The sequence below is a fragment of the Tsuneonella suprasediminis genome (genome assembly GCF_003605755.1).
Lineage (GTDB): Bacteria > Pseudomonadota > Alphaproteobacteria > Sphingomonadales > Sphingomonadaceae > Tsuneonella > Tsuneonella suprasediminis.
Genome location: NZ_RAHJ01000019.1, coordinates 170430 through 194984 on the forward strand (window position 1 = coordinate 170430; position 24555 = coordinate 194984).

19 protein-coding genes and 1 tRNA gene are annotated in these 24555 nt (G+C 59.5%); 13 read left to right on the forward strand and 7 right to left on the reverse strand.

The window, feature by feature from the left end; genetic code table 11:
• Positions 1 to 66: 66 nt before the first annotated feature.
• Positions 67 to 1884: a translation elongation factor 4 gene (gene lepA / locus D6858_RS10695; RefSeq protein ID WP_120110015.1), complete on the forward strand. Its 1818-nt coding sequence runs from the start codon at positions 67 to 69 to the stop codon at positions 1882 to 1884.
• On the opposite strand, the gene D6858_RS10700 is transcribed toward lepA, so the two are convergent.
• The 4 genes from D6858_RS10700 to D6858_RS16145 form a co-directional block, all read right to left on the reverse strand.
• Positions 1885 to 2676, reverse strand: coding sequence for an endonuclease (locus D6858_RS10700; RefSeq protein WP_120110017.1), 792 nt, complete (start codon positions 2674 to 2676; stop codon positions 1885 to 1887).
• A complete protein-coding gene (locus D6858_RS10705) occupies positions 2669 to 4000 on the reverse strand; it encodes a DNA cytosine methyltransferase (protein WP_120110701.1) in 1332 nt (443 codons plus the stop codon). Before D6858_RS10705 ends, D6858_RS10700 begins: the two co-directional genes overlap by 8 nt.
• 45 nt (positions 4001 to 4045) lie before the next feature.
• On the reverse strand, positions 4046 to 4474 hold the full coding sequence (locus D6858_RS10710; RefSeq protein WP_120110019.1) for a very short patch repair endonuclease: 429 nt from the start codon (positions 4472 to 4474) through the stop codon (positions 4046 to 4048).
• An 83-nt stretch (positions 4475 to 4557) separates the two neighbouring features.
• A complete protein-coding gene (locus D6858_RS16145; RefSeq protein WP_240623816.1) occupies positions 4558 to 5397 on the reverse strand; it encodes a hypothetical protein in 840 nt (279 codons plus the stop codon).
• Between the two features lie 149 nt (positions 5398 to 5546).
• On the opposite strand from D6858_RS16145, the gene D6858_RS10720 reads away from it, so the two are divergent.
• Positions 5547 to 6344: an outer membrane protein assembly factor BamD gene (locus D6858_RS10720; protein ID WP_120110704.1), complete on the forward strand. Its 798-nt coding sequence runs from the start codon at positions 5547 to 5549 to the stop codon at positions 6342 to 6344.
• Positions 6345 to 6381: 37 nt separating this feature from the next.
• Here the strand turns inward: D6858_RS10720 and recG are convergent, their stop codons facing one another.
• Positions 6382 to 8442: an ATP-dependent DNA helicase RecG gene (recG, locus tag D6858_RS10725; protein WP_120110022.1), complete on the reverse strand. Its 2061-nt coding sequence runs from the start codon at positions 8440 to 8442 to the stop codon at positions 6382 to 6384.
• A 162-nt stretch (positions 8443 to 8604) separates the two neighbouring features.
• Here recG and D6858_RS10730 point away from each other — a divergent pair, with 162 nt between their 5' ends.
• The 4 genes from D6858_RS10730 to mfd all read left to right on the forward strand — a co-directional run bounded on the left by D6858_RS10730 (position 8605) and on the right by mfd (position 13653).
• Positions 8605 to 9309 carry a class I SAM-dependent methyltransferase gene (locus D6858_RS10730; RefSeq protein WP_120110025.1) on the forward strand — a complete coding sequence of 235 codons (705 nt, stop codon included), beginning with the start codon at positions 8605 to 8607 and terminating at the stop codon, positions 9307 to 9309.
• A gap of 84 nt (positions 9310 to 9393) precedes the next feature.
• Complete coding sequence (locus D6858_RS10735; RefSeq protein WP_240623817.1) at positions 9394 to 9681, forward strand: FAD assembly factor SdhE; 288 nt, start codon at positions 9394 to 9396, stop codon at positions 9679 to 9681.
• 55 nt (positions 9682 to 9736) lie between these two features.
• Positions 9737 to 10117 carry a VanZ family protein gene (locus tag D6858_RS10740; protein WP_133305278.1) on the forward strand — a complete coding sequence of 127 codons (381 nt, stop codon included), beginning with the start codon at positions 9737 to 9739 and terminating at the stop codon, positions 10115 to 10117.
• A 62-nt stretch (positions 10118 to 10179) separates the two neighbouring features.
• Positions 10180 to 13653, forward strand: a complete 3474-nt coding sequence (gene mfd / locus D6858_RS10745) for a transcription-repair coupling factor (RefSeq protein WP_120110034.1) — start codon at positions 10180 to 10182, stop codon at positions 13651 to 13653.
• Positions 13654 to 14487: 834 nt separating this feature from the next.
• Here mfd and D6858_RS10750 read toward each other — a convergent pair.
• Positions 14488 to 14958 carry a low molecular weight protein-tyrosine-phosphatase gene (locus tag D6858_RS10750; RefSeq protein WP_120110036.1) on the reverse strand — a complete coding sequence of 157 codons (471 nt, stop codon included), beginning with the start codon at positions 14956 to 14958 and terminating at the stop codon, positions 14488 to 14490.
• Between the two features lie 118 nt (positions 14959 to 15076).
• On the opposite strand from D6858_RS10750, the gene fumC reads away from it, so the two are divergent.
• The 3 genes from fumC to D6858_RS10765 all read left to right on the forward strand — a co-directional run bounded on the left by fumC (position 15077) and on the right by D6858_RS10765 (position 19345).
• A complete protein-coding gene (gene fumC / locus D6858_RS10755; RefSeq protein WP_120110039.1) occupies positions 15077 to 16537 on the forward strand; it encodes a class II fumarate hydratase in 1461 nt (486 codons plus the stop codon).
• A 239-nt stretch (positions 16538 to 16776) separates the two neighbouring features.
• The gene (locus tag D6858_RS10760; RefSeq protein WP_120110041.1) at positions 16777 to 16992 is read left to right on the forward strand and encodes a hypothetical protein; all 216 of its coding nucleotides are present in this window, start codon (positions 16777 to 16779) and stop codon (positions 16990 to 16992) included.
• A 304-nt stretch (positions 16993 to 17296) separates the two neighbouring features.
• Positions 17297 to 19345 carry a S46 family peptidase gene (locus D6858_RS10765; protein WP_120110044.1) on the forward strand — a complete coding sequence of 683 codons (2049 nt, stop codon included), beginning with the start codon at positions 17297 to 17299 and terminating at the stop codon, positions 19343 to 19345.
• Positions 19346 to 19589: 244 nt separating this feature from the next.
• On the opposite strand, the gene D6858_RS10770 is transcribed toward D6858_RS10765, so the two are convergent.
• A tRNA-Pro gene (locus tag D6858_RS10770) sits at positions 19590 to 19666 on the reverse strand.
• A gap of 111 nt (positions 19667 to 19777) precedes the next feature.
• Between D6858_RS10770 and thyA the strand changes: the two genes are divergently transcribed.
• The 4 genes from thyA (at position 19778) to D6858_RS10790 (ending at position 24549) form a co-directional block, all read left to right on the forward strand.
• Positions 19778 to 20734 carry a thymidylate synthase gene (gene thyA / locus D6858_RS10775; protein WP_120110046.1) on the forward strand — a complete coding sequence of 319 codons (957 nt, stop codon included), beginning with the start codon at positions 19778 to 19780 and terminating at the stop codon, positions 20732 to 20734.
• Between the two features lie 106 nt (positions 20735 to 20840).
• Positions 20841 to 22133: a 3-methyl-2-oxobutanoate dehydrogenase (2-methylpropanoyl-transferring) subunit alpha gene (locus tag D6858_RS10780; protein WP_120110708.1), complete on the forward strand. Its 1293-nt coding sequence runs from the start codon at positions 20841 to 20843 to the stop codon at positions 22131 to 22133.
• Positions 22118 to 23185: an alpha-ketoacid dehydrogenase subunit beta gene (locus D6858_RS10785; RefSeq protein WP_205664926.1), complete on the forward strand. Its 1068-nt coding sequence runs from the start codon at positions 22118 to 22120 to the stop codon at positions 23183 to 23185. The genes D6858_RS10780 and D6858_RS10785 overlap by 16 nt, the downstream gene beginning before the upstream one ends.
• A gap of 5 nt (positions 23186 to 23190) precedes the next feature.
• On the forward strand, positions 23191 to 24549 hold the full coding sequence (locus tag D6858_RS10790; RefSeq protein ID WP_120110049.1) for a dihydrolipoamide acetyltransferase family protein: 1359 nt from the start codon (positions 23191 to 23193) through the stop codon (positions 24547 to 24549).
• The last annotated feature ends 6 nt before the right edge of the window (positions 24550 to 24555 follow it).

The window sequence follows — 24555 nt, forward strand, 5'->3', positions numbered from 1 at the left end:
TAGCGAATGACATGCGCCTGATCTTCCCCTGCTGACAGGTCGCTTCGGCGCGGCTAAGGGCGGCGGATGACTGAGCTTTCCCGCATCCGCAACTTTTCCATAATCGCCCACATCGACCATGGTAAATCGACCCTTGCGGATCGGCTTATCCAGTTTTGCGGGGGGCTGACTGATCGTGAAATGAGCGAACAAGTCCTTGATAATATGGACATTGAGCGCGAGCGGGGGATTACGATCAAGGCGCAGACCGTTCGCCTGAACTACACCGCGCACGACGGCGAGACGTATGAGCTCAATCTGATGGACACCCCCGGGCACGTCGACTTCGCGTATGAGGTCAGCCGCAGCCTCGCGGCGTGCGAGGGTGCGTTGCTGGTGGTGGACGCGGCGCAGGGGGTTGAGGCGCAGACGCTGGCCAATGTCTATCAGTCGATTGAGCACGATCACGAAATCGTGCCGGTTATCAACAAGATCGATTTGCCCGCTGCAGAGCCGGAGAAGGTCAAGGCGGAGATCGAGGACATCATCGGCCTCGACGCGAGCGAAGCGGTGCTCACCAGTGCCAAATCGGGCATCGGCATCGAAGACGTGCTGGAAGCGGTCGTCGCCAAAATCCCCGCCCCCAAGGGCGACCGCGATGCGCCGCTGAAGGCGATGCTGGTCGATTCCTGGTACGACCCATACCTCGGCGTGGTCATCCTCGTCCGTGTGATCGACGGGGTCATCCGCAAGGGGCTGAATGTCAAATTCATGCAGGGCGGCACCGATCACCTGATCGACCGGGTCGGCGCGTTCACCCCCAAACGGGTGGACCTGCCCGAAATCGGGCCGGGCGAAATCGGCTTCGTCACAGCGCAGATCAAGGAAGTCGAACAGGCCCGCGTGGGCGACACGATCACCACGGTGAAGGGCGGGGCGACCGCCGCGCTGCCGGGGTACAAGGAAGTGCAGCCGGTGGTGTTCTGCGGCCTGTTCCCGGTGGACGCCGCCGATTTCGAGAAACTGCGCGAATCGATTGCCCGCCTGCGGCTCAACGATGCCAGCTTCAGCTATGAAATGGAAAGCAGCGCGGCGCTCGGCTTCGGCTTCCGCTGCGGGTTCCTCGGCCTGTTACATCTTGAGATTATTCAGGAACGGCTGAGCCGGGAGTACGATCTCGATCTGATCACCACCGCGCCCAGCGTGGTTTATCGCATCGAATTGCGCGCCAGCAAGAACGAGGCGGCGGGCGAAATCTACCTCCACAACCCGGCCGATTATCCCGATCCCAGCCGGATCGAAACGATCGAGGAACCGTGGATCAAGGCGACGATCTACACCCCCGACGAATACCTCGGCGCCATCCTCAAACTGTGTCAGGATCGCCGCGGCATCCAGACCGAGCTGACCTATGTCGGCGGCCGCGCGCAAGTGATGTACGAATTGCCGCTCAACGAAGTAGTGTTCGATTTCTACGACCGGTTGAAGAGCATCAGCCGCGGCTATGCCAGCTTCGATTACGAACAGATCGGCCTGCGCGAAGGCGATCTGGTGAAGATGAACATTCTGGTCAACAACGAACCGGTCGACGCGCTGAGCCTGATCGTCCACCGCAGCGTGGCCGAGGCGCGCGGGCGCGGCATGTGCGAACGCCTGAAAGACCTGATCCCGCGCCACCTGTTCAAAATCCCGATTCAGGCGGCCATCGGCGGCAAAGTCATCGCCCGCGAAACCATCGCCGCCTTGCGCAAAGACGTGACGGCGAAGTGTTACGGGGGCGACATCACCCGCAAGAAGAAACTTCTGGAAAAGCAGAAGAAGGGTAAAGCCCGGATGCGCGAATACGGCAATGTCAGCATCCCGCAGGAGGCGTTTATTGCCGCGCTGCGGATGGGCGAGGAATAGTTAGTCGGGTCGGTAATCCCGTATGGCCTTCTGGTCCAACTCGTTTGCAGGAATGAGTCGATAATGACGCTCGTCAACTATCTTAACTTCTTCTCTCTGAATGGTCAGGTCGAATAATGCGACGGCACCATTATCCATGAATTGCGCTGAAACTGCTTTGCAACGCATTTCGGGAAACTTACTTTCCGCAAACCTGATATCCTGTGTGGTTTGCACAACGCCAATTTGATCTTTTCCGCCTTTGGCTTGCACGGGAATGATATAATGGCAGCCATACGTATCAATTCCAATATATAGCTCGTCGATCTCAATTTGGCCGATGCCTTTTACAGAGGTGCGGAGATGATTCTGTAAACTGTAAGTTGTTAGGCTGAGGAAGGTGTCGAGCAATCTATTGTAGCGAAGTATTGCAAGCAAAGCTTGCTCGTCATCAAGGGCGTAGGCGCGAATTATTTCAGGAGTAGCATCCGGTATTGCGATCTCGGCTAAATTTGGATTGGGTAATATCCTTGTGGCCGGGACCAACTTGAACCGGTATTTCGATCTGCCTGCGCCTTCAATAATCCATTCTTTCCCTGTCGGCTGCGTTGCTTGAATTTTCTCGGGTAGTGCCCGCCGGTAGCGATATGAATATGGAACATCGCCTGGATTAAGATCTAGATCGGGAGCAAGTTGCTCCTTGGCTGCTATGATTTCTCGACGAATGAATACAAATTCGGCATGGTCGTTTTGGTAATGATCGAGAAATATTTTCTCTATGATGCGGTCGTAAGCGCCTTTGTCTTTAGCCATTTGACCTTCTCAGTTCTATTTCTTTTTCTATCTCTTCTTGTTTTCGTTTCTTTGATCCACTTTTCATATTTCTCTTGGATGGTGGAGCCTCGATTCCAAAATATGTGGCCGCATCCCTTACGGTCATACGGAGAAGTTTTTCGTCCCCTAAAGGAACTGATTGTGCCGAAGAATTGAGAATGTATCCGCCGCAACGCCATACCTCGCTTGCGATGGCACGCGCCAATGGAGGTGGCACCGAATTGCCGATCTGCCTAGCGCCGTGCCATTTCGTTTCGTTAAAACGAAACCAGTCGGGATAACCATGTAAGCGCGCCATTTCCCGAACGGTTACGCAACGATTGTGCTCTGGATGGATTGGGCGGGGGCTTGTAAATGCACCCCTTGCTCCGTCAGTGCCGGCACGAAGGGTGTTACTCAAGCCCTCAGGGTGGAGCTTGTAAAACCGCGAAATTGGTTCGGTTTCTCCGCCTGCCGTTTTCGAAAAGCGGCGGCGAGAAATTTCGGTGTGTTCGGTCCTTGCACTCGAAGTCAGCAAGTTTGGGTTCCACTCTCGGACTTCTCCGCGATGCCAAGCCGAATTCGTTCGGCAGCGCATTTCAAACGCGTAAGTCGAGCCCGCGCCCCACTTTGTAAAAGTCACTTCATCAGTGCTTCGAAGCTCTTCAAATCCCTCCGCGTCTGGAATGTCGCTCAAGGCATCGGAGACAGTAGGGCCTTTGGGCAGGCCCTTAAATACTTTCCGCTTTCCATCAGCCGGATTGGTCCAAGGCGCTGGATAATCCGGTAGATTCTCCCCTTTTTGCGCACCGAATAAGATTAGGCGCTCTCGATGTTGGGGAACCGAGTAATTCGCAGCATCGAGAACCTGCCACGGTTTCCGAACTTCATAGCCAAGTTCATCGGCGTATTCGATAAATTCATCGAGGAATTTTCGGTGTTTCCCGACCGTTAGCCCTTTCACGTTCTCAAATACGAAATAAGTAGCGTCTAGTTCTGACACTATGCGTAGGAAGTCGCCCACGAGGCGATTGCGCGGATCGTCGAGTACACGCTGCCCGATCATTGAGAAGCCTTGGCAAGGTGCGCCTCCGAAAACCACGTCGACTGTGCGGTTGCCCAAACCTGCTGCAACGCGGATTTCGCTACCCTTCAACCCTTCGACCGAGCGTGGGATTACGGAGCATTTGGGGAAATTAAACTTGTGGGTGGCGCAATGGACAGGGTCGATTTCCACAGCAGCTTTCACGTCGAAACCTGCCTGTTCGAAGCCTAGGCTCATTCCGCCAGCACCGGCAAATAAGTCAATTGCGATAGGGCGCATAATTAGTTCCTCTGCCTGCACGACGCCGGAACGTTAGCAGAACATTTAGTGGCTGTCGATCGCTTTCTGGGGTCCGAGAAAATTCCGCAATTTTTCTGCAAGAATTTGAAAATCCTTGAGTTCACACTGCCAAACTTCTTCGACTTGCCAGCCAATCCTCTCCAATTCGAACCTATTTCTAACATCGCGCTCACGGTTTCGCTCAATCTTGGGAAGCCAGAATTCCAGATTCGATTTTGGCGGTTTTCCAATTTTGCAGCCGTGACCATGCCAGTAACATCCGTGCACAAAGATCGCTTTCTTGCGACCGATGAAAACAATGTCCGGTTTGCCCGGTAGCTCCCTTCGGTGCAGTCTAAAACGATATCCCATGCGGTGAAGCAGAGTGCGTACAGCGAGTTCGGGCTTAGTATGCTTTGAGCCGATCCGCGACATCAACCTACTGCGACTATCTTTCGTGCGGTTATCCACCATATGGTCAAGATAGGTGCCTGGCTCGAAAGTTCGATGAAAATTCACCACCTCCCAGTGCGTGGCTTTCTCCGAAAGCTAAACCTCTACTCCCCCTCATCCAGATCCCACCAGTCATCCTCGTCCGGGTTGAACGGTTCCAGTTCATCGTCGGCCTCGACGATTCCTTCCAGTTCGCCTGCGTCGGCCCAGTCCTTGCCTTTGCCCAGGATCATGAAATGGGGCTCCATATGGCCATCGGGCGGGCCGTTTTCTTCGGCGCGGCGCCAGGCGGCGAGTTCGGCCAGTTTGGCCTGCATCGCCTCGATTTCGGGCAGGGTCATCTGCACCGGATCGAAGTGTTCGATCATCGCGGCGTTCATGTCGTCCTTCTCCGCGCGGCTCAATGCCGGCACAGTGATGGAGACACCTTGTCGCCCTGTCGCCTCGCTGCCTGAGGGCGAGAGGGGATTTCCTGACAGGCGGTCTGCGCCGGGGTCGAAATAGCTGGCGGCCAGGCGGCGGCCGTCCTGCGCGCGCATGTTCATCCGCAGGCAGAACATCAGCAGCCGGTCGTTCTTCACCCGGCGAAACCCTTTGAGCTTGCCGCCGACGAATACCGGGGAAAGCTGTCCGTTGAGCGCGCGTTCGAAGGCTTCGTCCTGCAACCGCTGTACGCCGAAGTCGAGCGCGCATTCCCAAGCGCGGCGAAAACCCTCCGCGCCGGGCTGGCGGCGGAGGTAGTAGGCGCCCTCCGCGCTCATGTTGACGTGCATCGCGGCGCGTTTGACGCTGCCGGTATCGGCCAGCGCACCGATGAATGCGCGCTGGCGTTCGGGCGTCCATCCGTCGTGCCGTTTCGATTTGCGGGGGACGGGATCGAACGCAGGCAGATCGTCGTGATTGCCGGGGACGCGGATGGTGCGATTGTCAGCGCGGCGGGTCATGATGGCAGGCTCCTTTATTGCGACTGGGCGAAGGTGGCGGGGCGGTCTGATGCACATTTTACACCGTGTAGGAAAATGAACGGTGGGTGATGGCAATAACTTCACTTTGCGTTCACGTACGCGCTGGCTATAGGCGTGGCCCTATGCAGATCGTTTCACGCAGCCCGCTCAAGCTCGCTCTCGTCGCCGCAGTGGTCGGTTCTTCGCTGGTCGTAACCGGGTGTGCCGGGAGCGGGGGCAAGCCCAAGGATACCGCCTACGTCGCCCGCGATGTGGAGACGTTGTATAATTCGGCGAAGGATCGCCTCGACCGCGGCCAGCCCAAGCTCGCCGCCGCCCTGTTCGACGAGGTGGAGCGCCAGCACCCCTATTCACCGTGGGCGCGGCAGGCACAGTTGATGAGTGCGTTCAGCTACTACGTCGCCAGCGATTACAACAAGGCGATCGGCAGCGCGCAGCGATTCCTCTCGATCCATCCGGGCAACAAGGATGCGCCGTACGCGTATTACCTGATCGCGCTGAGCTATTACGAACAGATCAGCGACGTAACCCGCGATCAGAAAACCACCGAACAGGCCCGCGCTGCCTTGCGCGAAGTGGTCCGCCGCTATCCGGCGACCGACTATGCCACCGACGCGCGGCTGAAGCTCGATCTGGTGGAAGATCACCTTGCGGGCAAGGAAATGGAAATCGGCCGCTATTATGAAAAGAGCGGCAAATGGCTGGCGGCGTCGCTGCGGTTCCGCAACGTGGTCGATAATTTCCAGACCACCAGCCACGCGCCGGAGGCCCTGTTCCGCCTGACCGAAACCAATCTGGCGCTCGGCATTCCCGAAGAGGCGAAGAAATACGCCGCTGTGCTGGGTGCCAACTATCCGGGCAGCGAGTGGTATGCCAAGGCGTACAAGCTGATGGAAAAGTACGCGCCAGACGCCAAGGCGAGCTGAGGCAAATTTCGCCGGGCGGGGCTATTCGGCAGGGGCTCTATCCCCCGCGCAGTAACTGTACGCCCCAGTCGCGTTCGAACAGATAGAGCATAGTGCGCGCGGCCTGACCGCGTTCGCTGGCAAGTCCGCCATCCCGCTCCATCAACAAACGCGCGTCGTCATGGGCGAGGGGGAGCAGGCGTTCGATCTGCTCCAGTTCGGCAATGCGGAACGGGGTGTCGCCCGATTGCCGGGTGCCCAGCAGTTCGCCGCCACCCCGCAGCCGCAGGTCTTCCTCCGCCAGCCGGAACCCGTCCTGCGTTTCGCGCATCAGAGCGAGGCGCGCCTTGCCGGTTTCGCTCAGTTCGCCGCCGCGCATCAGCACGCATACCGACTTTGCTGTGCCGCGCCCGACCCGCCCGCGTAACTGGTGAAGCTGCGCCAGCCCGAATCGCTCTGCCTGTTCGATCACCATCAGCGTGGCGTTGGGCACATCGACGCCCACTTCGATCACTGTCGTTGCGACCAGTAACCTGGCTTGCCCCGATGCAAAGCGTTCCATCGCCGCATCTTTCAGTTCGGGTTTGAGCTGGCCGTGGACCAGCACGACATCATCCCCGAACCGCGCGCGCAGGGCAGCAAAGCGGGCCTCCGCAGCGGCGATATCCTCGCTCTCCAGCTCGCGGACCATCGGGCACACCCAATAGGCCTGCGCGCCGCCCGCAATCGCCGCACCCAGCCGATCGACCACTTCGCCCATCCGTTCGGCGGAAACCACCACGGTATCGATCGCCTGTCGCCCGGGTGGCAATTCGTCGAGCCGGCTGACATCCATCTCGCCATATTGCGCCAGTGTCAGCGTGCGTGGGATCGGCGTTGCGGTCATCGCCAAAGTATGCGGCGTGACACGCCCTTTCTGCGCCAGCATCAGGCGCTGCGACACGCCAAAGCGGTGCTGTTCGTCGATCACTACCAGCCCCAGGTTGCGATAGGTCACAGTGTCCTGAAAAATGGCGTGGGTGCCCACGATCATATCGATGGAGCCATCGTACAGCCCCATCAGAATCGCTTCGCGTGCGCGCCCCTTGTCGCGCCCGGTAAGCAGGGCAATTTCGATGCCGGTTGGCGCGGCCAGCGTGCGGAGCGTTTCGTAATGCTGCCGCGCGAGGATTTCGGTCGGCGCCAGCAGGGCGGACTGGCACCCGGCCTCGATCGCCACCAGCATCGCTTCCAGAGCAACCACTGTCTTGCCCGCACCGACATCGCCTTGCAGCAAACGCAGCATAGGCGTGTCCTGCGCCAGATCGCCTTCGATTTCGCGAATGGAGCGCTGCTGTGCGCCGGTGAGCGGGAAGGGCAGGGCAAGCTTGTTCCGCAACCGCCCGTCCCCGTGCAGTGCCTGCCCTTTTCGCCGTCGGTTATCGGCCCGCACCAGCATCAGCGCCAGACTGTTGGCCAGCAATTCGTCATACGCCAGCCGGTCGCGCGCAGCCGGGTGATGCCCCTTGTGTGCCAGCTTCAACGCATCTGCCCACGCGGGCCATTGCGTCTTGGTAAACTGCCCCGGTTCGATCCACTCAGGCAAATCGGGCAACCGGGCCAGCGCCTGATCGACCAGTCCGGCCACTTTGGGCTGAGTCAGCCCGGCGGCAAGCGGATAGACCGGCTCGTTCAGAGTGGCGAGCAATCCCTCGCTGGTTTCCGCTACATGATCGGGATGCACGATCTGGAGCATTTGCCCGTATTCATCGAGGCGTCCGGCAATCCAGCGCTGTTCGCCAACCGGGAGCAGCTTTTTCGCTGAATAGCTGGCGCGCCCAAAGTAAGTCAGTGCACAGATATTCCCCACCGCATCGGAGGCCAGCACTCGATACGGGCCACGCCCCGTGCCGCTGGCGCGATGTTCGGTGGGGGTAAGGGCGACGACGATCTGTTCGCCAACGCTCGCTTCATCGAGGTTCGCGACCGGGCGCCGGGTCACGAACCGATCGGGCAGGTGATAGGCGACATCGCGCACCCGCGTCAGACCCAGTTTATCGAGCGGTTTCTTCAGCTTCGGCCCGACACCGTCGAGTGTTTCGACCTCTGCAAACAGGGGGTTGAGAATATCGGGGCGCATCGCGTCTGCCCTATCGCGTTTGGGGGCGAATGCGAACCCGGTCTGTGATGGCGTTCGCCGGCGCCGTTCTGCCTCTTGAGATTCCGATAAATGTAGCTATAAAACTAATAATAACAATGACTTATTAATTTGTAAATGACTCATTTATCACCGGAGTTTGCGATGGCTGCCGCCGAATTTGTGGAAAATCAGCATACTTCGTGGAACACATTCGATGATGCGGTGGTCGAACTGCTCCGCGCGATTGCCCCGCGAAGCATTATCGATATTGGTGCCGGGTCGGGAAAGTACGCCGGATTGGTGGCGCGCGCGGATTTGCCGGAATCGCCGCACCTGACCGCTATCGAACCGGGCCAGTCTGCCGCCGAACGGCTGCGTTCGCTCGGCCTCTATAATTCGGTGGTTCAGGCGCCTGCAGAATCGCTGTTCGACAATCCGTTTCGCAGTGCCGACCTCGTGATCATGGGGGACGTGATCGAACATATGCGGGCATCCGATGGATTGGATCTGCTGCAATTCCTTGTCTATCGGGCGGCTTACATTCTGGTGATCACGCCCGATGCGATGCCGATGTTTGCCGGGCCGGGGTTCTTCGGTTGCCACAACTCGATCTGGCGACCGAAGCAATTCGAATGGCACGATCTGTGGGCATTCGACCAATGGAATGAACTGCACCTCTATCTCCTGCGAGGATATCAGGCGGGCAGCGGGGCGACATTGCCGCAAGTGGTTGAAAGAGTGAACGGCAGCGGCTGTCCGCTGGATACCGCCGGTCTGCGGCCTCAGCCGGTCAATCTGCGGATCTACGACACCGTGTGGAAGGAGCATTATGCCGATGGCTCCATCGGTGGTTATCGGAGGTATTGAATGGTCGGTCACGCGCTTTTTGACAGATCGGTTCCCGTATCCCTCTGCTTGCCATTGGCCGGGTGCGGTTCTACCGCGCTGGCCATGTCCAGGACGTCGCCAGTAGATATGCCCGCTTTTGCCACCCGCCTAGCCCGTGCGAAGTTTCGGGCCTGGCATCGCGGTACGCGCGAAGCGGACTACATGATCGGCGGTTTCTTCGACCGGTTCCATGCCCAATGGGGCGAAGCCGAAATGGCGTGGTTCGAAGCGCTGCTGGAAGAAGAGGATGTGGACATCATGGCATGGGCGCTGGGAACGCAATCCGTGCCTGACGAGTTTGTCGGGGATCAGATGACCGCGATGAAACGGCTGGATTACGTTCAGATTTGATCCGTTAGGAACGCTGACGAACCGACAGCATCCATTCAAGGCTACCCAATTGTACATGAGTTCCAATAACATGCATCCGCCGCGCGCGCTCGCCTGGATCGTCCGCCTCGCTCTGCTGATTGCTGTTGTCGCGATAGCTTATCTCGCTTTGGCCCCCGTCGATCTTGGCGGACGGGGTGGCAACGTGGATCATGCGATTGCTTTCGTGACGCTCGGCTTCCTGTCGCGGTTGGCGTTTCCGCGATGGTATATGATCGTGTTGCTGGCGTTGCTGGCGCTGTTCGGTGGCGCAATCGAAGTGTTGCAGGGAACGATGCACGCCGGTCGCGATATGCAGATGGTCGATTTCAAGATCGATGTCGCCGCCGCTTTGGTCGGGCTTGTCGTCGGTGCGCTGGTCAATCGTATGCTCGGGGGGTGGCGCGCAGGCGACTGATGCGGCAGGGAGCACGTCTTGCCGACGAATAACTCCCGATTCCTTAAGCCTGTAGTGCCTTCATGCCCGATCTTCACCGCTTACTCGACGCCCGCACACCGCTAACTCTGGCTTCGCTGCCGCGCGGCAGTCAGCCGCTGGTGCTGGGCGATCTGGCGCGGGTGGCGAAAGGGCGCGCGGTGTTCATCGCGCCCGACGATGCCGCGATGCACGCTGTGGCCGAAGCGGCGCAGTACTTCGCACCCGAACTGGACGTGATCGAGTTTCCGGCATGGGATTGTCTGCCGTATGATCGTGCCAGCCCCGCGCTGTCGATCAGTGCCGGGCGGCTGGCGGCGCTGCATCGCCTGCAAGCGGGCAAGGCGGCCAGCCAGTTGCTGGTCACGACAGTCAATGCCCTGCTGCAACGGGTGCTGACCCCGTTCCGTATTCGCGAGGCGGTGCAGGAATTTCGCCCCGGTGCGGTGATCCCGCATGATAAGCTGACCGCGATGCTGATGCGGCAGGGCTATTCGCGCACCGATACCGTGATCGACCACGGCGAGTTCGCGGTGCGCGGTTCGATTTTCGATGTGTTCCCTTCGGGGCTGGATCAGGGCCTGCGGCTCGATTTCTTCGGAGATGATCTGGAATCGCTGCGAACCTTCGATCCTTCCACGCAGATGAGCACCGGTGTGCTCGACAGCCACCTGCTGCTCCCGGCGAGCGAGGCGTTGCTGGACGAAAATTCGATCAAGCGCTTCCGCAGCCGCTATCGCGAAATGTTCGGCGCGAACGCTACGCAGGATCCGCTCTATCAGGCGATCAGCGATGGGCGGCGGCTGGCAGGGATGGAGCACTGGCTGCCGTTGTTCGAAGATCGGATGGCGACGCTGTTCGATCATCTGGGGCAGGACGATCTGCTGGTCATCGATGCAGGTGCGTTGCAGGCGGGCGAAGAACGGCTGGCCGATGTGGTCGATTATCACCGTCAGCGTGTCGAACATTCCGAAGGCAGTTATCGTCCGCTGGCGGTCGATTCGCTTTATCTGACGGGCGACGAATTCGGGGATGCGCTGAAAAATCGCCCGATCCACCGCGCATCGATCTTTGCCGAACCGGAGAGCGATCATGTGATCGATTTCGGGTTCCATTCGGGCCGCGACTTCGCACCGGAACGGGCGCGGGGGGATAACGTCTATGCCGCCGCCGCCGATCATCTGAAGGCAGTGGGCAAGGCGGGCAAGCGCCCCATGCTGGCCGCTTATTCCAAGGGTAGCCGCGCGCGCCTGTCATCTATCCTGACCGAAGCGGGCGCACCGACGCAACTGGCCGATTCTTGGCAGGAAGCGCTGGGGCTGGCGGCCAAGGGGAAGCCGGTCGCGCTTATCCTGCCGCTCGATACCGGGTTCACCAACGATCAGATCGACCTGATTACCGAGCAGGATATGCTGGGCGATCGGATGGTGCGGCGTAAGAAGCGGCGCAAGGATGCCGACGCCTTCCTGGCCGAACTCGCCGCGCTCAACGCTGGCGATCTGGTGGTCCATGTCGAACACGGTATCGGCCGCTATCGCGGGCTGGAAGCGATCCCGGTAGGGAAGAGCCACCACGATTGCGCGATGCTGGAATATGCCGGGGGCGACAAGCTTTATGTCCCGGTCGAAAACCTCGAAGTGCTCAGCCGGTATGGCGCGGCGGAACAGACGGTTCCGCTCGACCGGCTGGGCGGCGAAGCATGGCAGAAACGCCGCGCCCGCCTGAAAGAGCGCATTCGCGAGATCGCTGGCGAGCTGATGATTACCGCCGCCGAACGCGCGCTCCGCACGGCACCGGCGCTGGAGGCGGATGGCGACAGCTTCAACCAGTTTGTCGAACGGTTCCCGTGGGAAGAAACCGACGATCAGGATCGCGCCATTAGCGATGTGCTGGGCGATCTGGCGTCGGGCAAGCCGATGGACCGGCTGGTGTGCGGCGATGTCGGTTTCGGCAAGACCGAAGTCGCGCTGCGCGCCGCCTTCGTCGCGGCGATGGCGGGCAAGCAAGTCGCGGTCGTCGCCCCGACCACGCTGCTCGCACGCCAGCATTACGAGAACTTTTCCGCGCGCTTTTCCGGATTCCCGCTGAAAGTCGGACGGCTCAGTCGACTGGTCGGGGCGAAGGAGATGGGCGATACCCGTGAAGGTTTGCGGAAAGGGGATGTCGATGTCGTGGTCGGCACGCACGCAATCCTTTCCAAATCGACCGAATTTCGCGATCTCGGTCTGGTAATCGTCGACGAGGAACAGCGGTTCGGGGTTACGCATAAGGAAAAGCTGAAGCAGTTACGTGCCGATGTGCACGTGCTGACGCTCACCGCCACGCCGATCCCGCGCACCTTGCAGATGGCGATGAGCGGTCTGCGCGAACTCTCCACCATTCAGACCCCGCCGGTCGACCGCCTCGCCGTGCGGACCTATGTGATGGAGTGGGACGATATGGTGATGCGCGAGGCTCTGCTGCGCGAACACCATCGCGGAGGACAGAGCTTCATCGTCGTTCCGCGGATTTCCGACATGGCCGAAGTGGAAGACTGGCTGCGCGAACACGTGCCCGAAGTGAAGCCGATCGCCGCGCACGGTCAGATGTCCCCCACCGAAGTCGAAGAACGGATGAGCGCGTTCTACGAAGGGAAATACGAAGTTCTGCTGTCGACCACTATCGTCGAAAGCGGGCTGGATATTCCCAGCGCCAATACCATCGTGATCCACCGCGCAGACCGTTTCGGGCTGGCGCAGCTATACCAGCTGCGCGGGCGTGTGGGGCGCAGCAAGCTGCGTGCCTATGCTTACCTGACCACGCCCGCCGACACAGCGCTGAGCGAAGTGGCGGAGAAGCGCCTGAAAGTGCTTGGCGATCTCGACAGTCTGGGCGCGGGATTCCAGCTCGCCAGCCACGATCTCGATATTCGCGGCGCGGGCAACCTGCTGGGCGACGAACAATCGGGCCATATCCGCGAAGTCGGGTTCGAACTGTATCAGTCGATGCTGGAAGACGCGATTGTCGCGGCAAAGGCCGGTGCGATGGGGCTGGAACCGGCGAAGGATGCGTTCTCCCCGCAGATCACCGTCGATGCGCCGATTATGATCCCCGACGATTATGTGCCCGACCTCGCTGTGCGGATGGCGCTCTATCGCCGCCTCAACGATGCCAAGGGTAAGGCCGAGATCGAGGCGCTGGCGGCCGAAATGATCGACCGCTTCGGCCCGCTGCCGCAGCCGACCGCCAACCTCGTGCGGCTGATAGAAATCAAGCAACAGGCGATCGACGCCCATATCGCCAAGATCGATGTCGGCGCGCGCGGCACGCTGGTGACGTTCCACAACGACGACTTCCCCGATCCGGCGGGCCTGATCGGCTGGGTCGAACGGGTGGGCGAAACCGCCAAGCTACGCCCTGATATGAAGCTGGTGCTCAGTCGCGCATGGGGCGACCCGCAGAGCCGCCTGAACGGCCTGTTCCAACTGACTAAAGGCCTCAGCGCCGTCGCGCGAAAGGGGAAGAAGAAGGCGGCCTGACGGGGTTACGGGCTTCGGCGGCGAGTGGCGCGGAACTGCGGTGCGGTGATATACGGCATGTCGCTCGTCCTTCGGAACCTTCGGCATCGCCCGGAAAGCTGGGCCCCGGATCAGGTTCGGGGCGACGTGGGTTTCGGGGCAGGTTTGTTAAGCCGCCAGAGCAGGTTGTAGGCATGGCTGGAGTGGCGGGCCAGACGAAGACGCGAGTGGGCGCGCATCCCTCAACGCAGGAGGGGCCGGAGCTGCCTTAGCAAATCCGTCACGCCGGACTTGATCCGGCGTCCCGCTTATCCTTCAGCACCGCGCCAGAAAGAAAGCTGGACCCCGGATCAGGCCCGGGGCGACGTGGGTTTCGGGGCAGGTTTGTTAAGCCGCCAGAGCAGGTTGTGGGCATGGCTGGAGTGGCGGGCCAGGCGAAGGCGTGAGTTGGGGCGCATCCCTCAACGCAGGTGGGGCCGGAGCTGCCTTAGCAAATCCGTCACGCCGGACTCGATCCGGCGTCCCGTTTATCCTTCAGCACCGCGCCAGAAGGAAGCTGGGCCCCGGATCAAGTCCGGGGCGACGGGGAGGGGGAGGTCTGACGCTGACGAAAGCACTCACCGTTTCTTCGCCTCTTCACAGGTCCGACATATTACTCTGCCTGCGAACCGCGAACATTTCCCGCTGTCCTACACACAGCACGGGCGCCATTATGCGGCGATGAGCAACATACTCAGCCTGAACGAAAATCGCTCTGATTACATTTTTCGGGCGAGGGCCGTTTTTCCTGTTCTGGACAGTGTAACATGCGGTCCATGTCTCGCCGCGAGAAAGCGGGAGAATGCCGCCGGTGCGCTACCCGCCGAACTGTTTCACCAATGCCTGCGCGGCGGCGGCGACATCGGTCCATGTCTCTGCGAACCCTTCCTCACCGCCGTAATACGGATCTGCGACCGCTTCACCCGCGCGGCCCGGCACGCAGTCCATCAGCAGCGCTATCTCTGCATGACAATCGGCTGGTGCGCGTTCTCTCAGGTCGGCAAGGTTGGCTTCGTCGAGCGCGAAGATCAGGTCGAACCGCTCGAAATCCTCATCCGCAACCTGCCCCCCGCGCAGGCCCGCGATGTTCGCATCGTGCAATGCGGCAGTGCGAATGGCGCGGCCATCGGGCGGGGAACCGATGTGATATGCCGATGTGCCTGCGCTATCGATAGTCAGCGCCAGCCCGGCGGCATCGGCAGCCTGCCGCAAGGCTCCCTCCGCCATTGGAGAGCGGCAGATATTGCCGAGACAGACGAACAGTATCGATGGGCTGGCACGTGTCATGATCTTCCCTTGCCGCGCAGGGGCGCAAATGGAAAGGGCACCTTTGTGGCTGCGGTCTGTTGCAAGAACGAAGGGGCAGAGCCTACCTCTCTGTTCCGATACCACCGCGAGGCAAATCATGACTGAGTCCAATCCCGATCACCCGACGATGCGCGATATCCCCATCGGGATCGATGCGACCGGCACACGGACCGAGTTCGATTCGATGGGGCAGGTGGAGGTGCCCGCAGACAAGTACTGGGGTGCACAGACACAGCGTTCGCTGGCGCACTTCTCAATCGGCGGGGACCGCATGCCGATTGCTGTCTATCGCGCCTATGGCGTGGTCAAGAAGGCCTGCGCGCTGGTCAACGCGGAAATGGGGCGACTGCCGCAATGGAAAGCCGACGCCATCGTTCGCGCCTGCGACGAAGTGATTGCGGGCGATCTGGACTCGCAATTCCCGCTGTTCGTGTGGCAAACCGGCTCTGGCACCCAGTCCAACATGAACGTCAACGAAGTCGTCTCCAATCGCGCGATCCAGTTGCTTGGAGGAGAGCTGGGCAGTCAGCAGCCAGTGGGGCCGAACGATGATGTGAATATGAGCCAGTCGTCGAACGACACGTTCCCCACCGCCATGCATATCGCAGTCGAACATGACCTGACCGCAAGGTTGATCCCGGAACTCACCGCGCTGGCCGATGTCATGGCGGTGAAGGCCAGCGGGTGGATGGATGTGGTCAAGATCGGCCGCACCCATTTGCAGGATGCCGTTCCCGTCACCGTGGGTCAGGAATGGATGGGTTGGGTCGGCCAGATGCGCGATGCCATTGCCGCCGTCGAACGCGAGCGGGAGGGGCTCTATGACCTCGCCTTGGGGGGAACCGCCACGGGCACAGGGATCAACGCTCCGAAGGGGTTCTCAACGCGATCCGCCGAAGTGATCGCGCAACTGACCGGGCGCCCCTTCGTCACCGCGCCCAACAAGTTCGCGGCGCAGGGTTCGCTCGATCCGCTGGTGCGCGTATCGGCCGCTTTGCGCGGTGTGGCGGTGGCGGTGATGAAGATCGCCAACGATATGCGTTGGCTCGCCAGCGGGCCGCGCTGCGGGATCGGGGAACTGAAGTTGCCGGATAACGAGCCGGGCTCCTCGATCATGCCGGGGAAAGTCAATCCGACGCAGTGCGAAGCGATGGTGATGATCGCGATTCAGGTGATCGGGGAAGATACTGCCACGGCCTTTGCCGGCAGTCAGGGCAATTTTGAGCTTAATGCGATGCGGCCGATCGTGGTGAATAACCTGCTGCATTCCATCGCCATTCTGAGCGATGGCTGCGAAATGTTCCGATTGCATTCGGTGGAAGGCACTGAACTGGATCGCGAAGCAATCGCCGGGTACGTCGAAAATTCGCTCATGCTGGTGACCGCGCTGGCACCGCATATCGGCTATCAGGCGGCGGCGCATATCGCGGAGGCCGCCGCCGCTAACGGAACCAGCTTGCGCGCCGAAGCAATTCGATCCGGTAAGGTGAGCGAAAATGAATATGACCGGCTGATACGTCCGGGCGACATGGTCGGCCAGGGGCTGGGTGGGGCGTGATGTTCGTGGCGATTTCGACAGACTGCCGACATTTCAGCGTTAGGCTAGGCAGGATAGGGTCGGGCTAATCAATTACATAAGAGCTTTAATCAAGTTAAAGGCGCTTATTGCAACAACAGATAAATATGTATATAAAATATTGATTTGATTGTAATATTTCTGGAAATTAAATACCCCTTTCGTCTATTTTAAACTGCAAGACATTTCATTGAATTGCGGATTGTTGTGAAGGGTGAATTATGAAGTTGTTTCGCAATGTGATGCTAAGTCTTGCATTGTCGTCTCTCGTTGCTGCACCGGTGGCGGCGCAGGCCCGGGCGAAGCAAGATACCGCTGTTCAGGAAAAGGGTGTGAACAAACGGGATCGCTTGCTGATCCTTGTGGGCTTTATCGCAGCAGCGGTTGGGATCGTTCTTCTCGCAGATAAATCTGACGATACTCCGGTTAGTCCGTAGCTGTGGTTGACCGATGACCCGGCAGTTTGCGTGACGCAAATGGCCGGATTCGTCTTCTGCAACCGGATCTCAGGTGCTTGCTAAACGCGCCACCTATCTTTGCGGCGTAAATACCCACAGAGTTGCATATTCTGAGATATAACATATCACTGCCCTGTCGCTGACGGGTGGTGTGTGCTTGCGTTCTTCCTCCGTCGGTTCAAGAATGTGGTCTGGCGTGTTGCCGCAATTAAGCGACGACATATTCCGATCGCGCAATTCGGGGGCCATTGCGGTCTCAACCACTTATGAGAGACAAGTACGTATGCAAATCAATCGCGCCAGCCTTTTTGCGGCAGTCGCTATCTGCGCTCTGGCATCGCGGCCCGCCGCCGCTGATGAGGGAATGTGGACCTTCGATAATTTCCCGACCGCGCAAGTAAAGGAGGCGTATGGCTGGTCGCCGGATCAGGCGTGGTTAGGGAAAGTGCAGGCTGCCGCGGTTCGTTTGACCGGCGGCTGTTCTGCCAGTTTCGTATCGGGATCGGGCCTGATCCTGACAAACCATCACTGCGTCGCCTCGTGCCTGTTCGATAACTCGAAGCAGGGCAGCGACTATCTCAACGATGGATATGTGGCCGATCGTCGCGATGCCGAACTCAAATGCCCTGGCCAGCAAGCTGAAGTTGTTACCAAGATCACCGATGTCACCGGTGCTGTGAAGGCCGCAATGGGCTCGCTCTCGGGTGAGGCGCTGACCAAGGCGCGCGATGCGAAAATCGCGCAGATCGAAAAGGATAGCTGCCCCGATACGGATACCAACCGTTGCCAGGTCGTGACCCTTTTCGGGGGCGGGCAGTATAAGCTGTATACCTACCGCAAGTATTCCGATGTCCGGCTTGTCTGGGCCCCGGAAGATCGCGCCGCGACCTTTGGCGGCGATCCGGATAACTTCAATTTCCCGCGCTATTCGCTCGATGCCAGCTTCTTGCGCGCATACGAAAACGGCAAGCCGGTGACGACGCCCAATCACCTGGACTGGAGCCCTCGTGCGCCGAAGGAAGGGGAAATCACTTTCGTCGTCGGCAATCCCGGTTCGACCAGCCGCCTTTACACCTCCAGCCAGCTCGCCTTTGAGCGTGAGGTGCGACTGCCGATCACGGTCACGACAATGTCTGAACTGCGCGGTCGCCTGATTCGGGGAATGGAGGAAAACCCCGACCATGCGCGGGAAGGGCTGGATATGCTCAATGGAGTGGAAAACAGCCTCAAGGTCTATATCGGCCGTCAGAAAGCACTGAACGATCCAGCCTTCACCGCAACGCTGGCCGCTAAAGAGGCCGACCTGAAGGAAAAGAGCGCAGGCAATGCCGCCATCGGTGACCCGTGGTCGGCGGTTGACAGCGCAGTGACGGCTTATCGTTCGCTCTATCTCCCGTACCGCTTCGTGTCGCCGTCGAGCGATCTCTATGGTTATGCCGAAGCGCTGGTGTTCGCCGCACAGGAACGCGCCAAGCCCAACGCCGAACGCCTGCCGGGCTATACCGACAGCGCTCTGCCGCTGACCAAGAAGCGCATCCTCGATGAAAAGCCGGTGTATAACTGGCTGGACGAACTGACGCTGGAATGGAGCCTGTCGAAAGCGCGCGAATATCTTGGCGTCGACGATCAGGATTCGAAGCTTCTGCTGGGCAAGGAAAGCCCGGAAGAACTGGCTAAGCGTCTGGTCGAAGGCAGCAAGCTTGCCGATCCCGCCTATCGCCAGAAGCTGTGGGATGGTGGTTTGGACGCGGTGAAGGCATCGGACGATCCGATGATCCAGTACGCGCTCAAGCTGAACCCGCGCCAACGCGAACTGAAGAAGCAGGTGGACGAGGCCTATGTCGGTCCGCTGGCTGTCGCGGGTGGCAAACTGGCCGACGCCCGGTTCGCCGCTTATGGTGACTCGCTCTATCCCGACGCGACGTTCACGCTCCGCATCAGTTATGGTCAGGTGAAGGGCTGGGTCGAGCGTGGCAATCAGGTGCCGATTGCCACCACGCTGGGCGGCACTTTCGATCGGGCGACTGGTAGCCCGCCGTTCGATGTGGCTCCTGCGTTCGCCGCCAACAAAGCCAAAATCGATATGAGTGCGGCTTATGATTTTGTAACCACGAACGACATTATCGGCGGCAACTCCGGCTCGCCGGTAATCGACCGGAATGGCACGGTGATCGGCGCCGCCTTCGACGGCAATATCCATTCGTTGGGCGGCAATTACGGTTACGATCCGACACTTAATCGGACGGTGGTGGTCTCGACCGCTTCCGTGCAGGAAGCGTTGGAAAATATCTATCCGGCACCCGCACTGGTGAAGGAACTGGCCGCGCGCTGATATCTGGCGCGTGGCACGGCCCGGCCACACTGTCGGGCCGACGATATTGGCGGCGCGGGACTGTTCTCAGTTTCGCGCCGCAATTTTGCGGAGGAACCTGAACCGGGGCAGCATCCGACTCGGTGTGGTAACAATCGCGGGCTTGCGTACAATAAGAGCCAGCGCCCCGAGATTTGCGGGCGCGATCGAGCGCCATCCGCTCAGACAGTCGCTGTTTGGCTATCGTCTAGATGCTTGAAAATTCTGGTCGGGGAGAGAGGATTCGAACCTCCGGCCCCTGCCTCCCGAAGACAGTGCTCTACCAGGCTGAGCTACTCCCCGACCGTGTCGTTCCCGTGTGGACGAATGCCCATACGGGCCGAGGCAAGGCGCGCCCTATAGGCAGCATGGGCCGGGGTGGCAAGCGGGCATTTGCACCGCTAGGTATTTCGTATGGCCAGTTCACAGCAAACGACCGATTCTCTCACCGCTGTTCACCCGGAACAGCAGTATCTCGACCTCATGCGGCACATCTGGCGGCATGGCTCCGAGCGGGTCGACCGGACGGGGATCGGGACTCGGTCGGTCTTTGGGGCGACTCTGCGATTTGATCTGTCGGGCGGGGCGATGCCGTTGCTGACCACCAAGCGCGTCTATTGGAAAACCGCGACTCGCGAACTGCTGTGGTTCCTGACAGGCGATACCAACATTCGGGCGCTGGTGCTGCAGGGTGTCGGTATCTGGAACGAGTGGCCCCATGCGAAATATGTTCGCGAGACAGGAGACGAGATTACGCTCGATGATTTCGTGCAGCGAATTGCGGACAATGAGGAATTCGCCGCTCGCTGGGGCGATCTGGGGCCGGTTTATGGCAAGCAATGGGTCGATTGGCCGACCTACCGCTATCGCAAGGATGGAGCGTATGAGCCGGGGCCGGGGATCAATCAGGTAGCCGAAGTGGTCGAATCGCTGCAGAGCAATCCCGGTAGCAGGCGGCACATTATCGAAGGCTGGAATGTGGCAGAGCTGGATCGGATGGCATTGCCCCCATGCCACAAGACATATCAGTTTCACGTGGCCGATGGGAAGCTGAACGCGCTGCTCTATCAACGCAGCTGCGATGTGGCGCTGGGCCTGCCGTTCAACTTGTGGTCGGCGGCGTTGCTGGCACGGATGCTGGCGCAGCAAGTCGACCTGGAGCCCGGCGAACTGGTGTGGATGGGCGGAGATACGCATCTATACCTCAACCACGTGCATCTGATCGAAGAACAGCTTGAGCGGGAACCACGCGGACATCCACGACTTGAATTACTGCGGCGTCCAGAAACGATCTTCGATTATCGGATCGAGGATTTCCAGGTTTCCGACTACACCCCGCACGGTGCGATAAAGGCTCCCGTGGCGGTGTAGAATAGGGGCTTCTTGACCGCTTCCGCCGTTTGAAATATTATGTCTCAATCGTAAAAGATTGCTGCTGGCATTGCTGATGGCGTCCGACCGAACGGGAGAGAAGGATATGGTCAATGGGCCGACTGGAAACGGGCAGGTGGGGCATAATCGCCCATCGCTCAGGCTTCACGTACCCGAACCGAAGTTTCGTCCCGGCGATGACGTTGATTTCTCACATCTCGCAGTCACCGAACCGGGCGCTCAACCCCGGCCCGATGAAAGTTGTGAAGCGAAAGAAACCAACCCGCTGGCCACCGATCTGGTGCGTGTATTGGGCGACGACAATCAGGCGCATGGCCCGTGGGATCCGCGTCTCGGCCCGGATACTCTGCGTGCCATGCTGGAGCAAATGGCGCTGACCCGTGCGTTCGACGAACGAATGTATCGCGGCCAGCGTCAGGGCAAGACCAGCTTTTACATGAAATGCACTGGGGAAGAGGCGACCAGTGTCGCCCCCGCCATGGCATTGGCGAGCGACGATATGGTGTTCCCCAGCTATCGCCAGCAAGGCATTCTGATTACCCGCGGCTATCCGTTGGTTGAAATGATCAACCAGATCTACTCCAACCGGGGGGACAAGCTGAAGGGGCGCCAGCTCCCGATCATGTACTCCAGCCGCGCGCATTCGTTCTTCACCATCAGTGGCAATCTGGCGACGCAAACTCCTCAGGCGGTTGGCTGGGCGATGGCCAGTGCTATTCGCGGGGACAGCCGGATCGCGGCGACCTGGCTGGGTGAAGGCAGTACGGCCGAAGGAGATTTCCATTCGGCCTGTATTTTCGCCGCTGTTTATAATGCGCCGGTAATCCTCAACGTAGTGAACAATCAGTGGGCGATTTCCAGCTTCTCGGGCTTTGCCGGTGGTGAGCGGACTACGTTCGCCGCGCGTGCCGTTGGGTATGGCATTGCCGGGCTGCGGGTGGATGGCAATGATCCGCTGGCTGTCTATGCCGCATCGCAGTGGGCCGCGAACCGAGCCCGTGCCAACGGCGGTCCGACGCTGATCGAACACTTCACCTATCGCGCAGAAGGGCACTCCACATCCGACGATCCGAGTGCCTATCGTTCGGCGCAGGAACGCAATGAATGGCCTCTGGGCGATCCGATCATGCGTCTGAAAGATCACCTGATCGCCATCGGTGAATGGGACGAAGATCGCCAGACGGCGCTCGACCTTGAATGTGCCGAAAAGGTGAAGGCCGCCACCAAAGAGGCCGAAAAGAACGGCATTCTCGGGCACGGGCTTCATCATCCGTTCCACACCATGTTCGAAGATGTTTACCAAGACCTGCCCTGGCATCTGGAAGAACAGGCCGCGCAGGCGATCCGCGAAAGGAAGATTAAATGGCCTCAAGCGTGATCGAGGACGACACCCCCTATGGGATCGGGGATGCGCCGACGCGCAACCTCAATATGATCGAAGCGATCAACGATGCGCTCGATATCATGATGAGCCGTGATCCATCGGTTGTCATCATGGGGGAAGACGTGGGCTATTTCGGCGGCGTGTTCCGCTGCACTGCAGGCTTGCAGGAAAAGTACGGCAAGACGCGGGTGTTCGATACGCCGATCAATGAATGCGGCATTATCGGTGCCGCCGTGGGGATGGGTGCCTATGGCTTGCGTCCGGTGCCGGAAATCCAGTTCGCGGATTATATCTATCCCGGTCTGGATCAGCTCATTTCTGAAGCGGCGCGGCTACGCTATCGTTCAGCAGGGGAATTTATCGCGCCGATGACAGTGCGCTCTCCGTTTGGCGGCGGTATTTTCGGTGGGCAGACTCATAGCCAGAGCCCGGAAGCGCTGTTTACGCATGTCTCTGGACTCAAGACTGTTATCCCCAGCACCCCGCACGACGCTAAAGGGCTGTTGATTGCCGCGATAGAAGACGATGACCCGGTGATCTTTTTCGAGCCGAAGCGGATATATAACGGCCCCTTCGATGGATTTTACGACAAACCCGTGCAGCCGTGGAAAAAATTTCCGCAAAGCAGGGTGCCTGAAGGCTATTATTCCATTCCCTTGGGAAAGGCGCGCAAAGTGCGTGATGGCGAAGCGATGACCATCCTCGCTTACGGCACAATGGTGCATGTGGTTGAAGCGGTGGCGAAAGAAAAAGGCGTCGATGCAGATATCCTCGATCTGCGGACACTTGTTCCGCTCGATATCGAAGCGATCGAGGAGTCGGTGGAAAAGACTGGGCGCTGCCTGATCGTTCACGAAGCAACCCGCACCAGCGGGTTTGGTGCAGAGCTTTCCGCTTTGGTCACAGAACGGTGCTTCTACCACTTGGAAGCACCGGTGGAGCGAGTGACGGGGTTCGATACGCCGTATCCGCACAGCCTCGAATGGGCATTCTTCCCCGGGCCGATCCGTATCGGTGAGGCAATGGATAAGATTTTGGAGGTCTGATCGGTATGGCTCGTTTTACATTCAGCTTGCCCGATATCGGGGAAGGCATCGCCGAAGCGGAAATCGTCGACTGGCATGTCAAAGTAGGTGATACGGTCGAAGAAGATGGTCGTCTGGCCGACATGATGACCGATAAGGCGACGGTCGAAATGGAAAGCCCTGTTTCGGGTACAGTGATCGAAGTCGCAGGCGAGGTGGGAGATACGATTTCCATCGGCTCGATGCTCGTGGTGATCGAAACCGACGGTGAAGTGCCCGACGACGTTCTGACGGACAGCGAGGATGCTGGAGCGCCGGCCCCCAAGGCAGATCAAGCTGCAGAGCGGATTGAAACCGAAGTGTCCGATGCATCGGACGCTGACGATGCGATAGTACACGGCTCTAAGAGTGCTCCGCCACCAGAATCACCGCCAGTCGAAACCCCGAAGCCGCGCCCGACGCCTAAGGCTCAACCTAATCCGGCGGTAAGTCAGGCCGGTGCGGGAGAGGCAGCCAAAGTACTCGCGACCCCTGCCGTCCGCAAGCGTGCCACTGATCTCGGTATCGATCTGAACGAAGTGCGGCCGAGTGAGGAAGGGCGCATCCGCCATGCCGATCTGGATGCGTTCATTTCGTATGGCGCCAAATCCGGACATGCCCCGGCTGCCGCGACCCGGCCTGATGAGACCGTGAAGGTGATCGGCCTGCGCCGCCGGATTGCCGAAAATATGGCGGCGGCGAAGCGGAACATTCCGCACTTCACTTATGTCGAAGAATGCGATGTGACCGAACTGGAGCGACTTAGGGCTCAGCTGAACGAAGCGCGTGGGGAGCGTCCCAAGCTCACCATGCTGCCGCTGCTGATCACGGGGATCTGCAAGACTTTGCCGGATTTCCCGATGATCAATGCGCGTTACGATGATGAAGCGGGAGTAGTGACTCGCCACGGCGCAGTTCATCTGGGCATGGCGACGCAAACCGATGGCGGGCTGATGGTGCCGGTGATCCGCAATGCCCAGCGGCAGAACTTATGGCAGCTTGCTGCGGAGATCGTGCGACTGGCAAATGCCGCACGGGATGGTTCGGCCAAATCGAACGAATTGTCCGGCTCCACACTCACGGTGACATCGCTCGGCCCTCTGGGTGGTGTGGCGACGACCCCCGTGATCAATCGTCCTGAAGTGGCGATTATCGGCCCCAATCGGATCGTTGAACGGCCTATGTTCGTGCCCGATGGCAATGGCGGCGAACGGATCGAAAAGCGTAAGCTGATGAATATCTCGATCAGTTGCGATCATCGGGTTGTCGATGGCTGGGATGCGGCAAGCTTCATCCAGCAGTTGAAGAAGCTACTCGAAACTCCCGCGCTGTTGCTGGTGGATTAAAGCGCC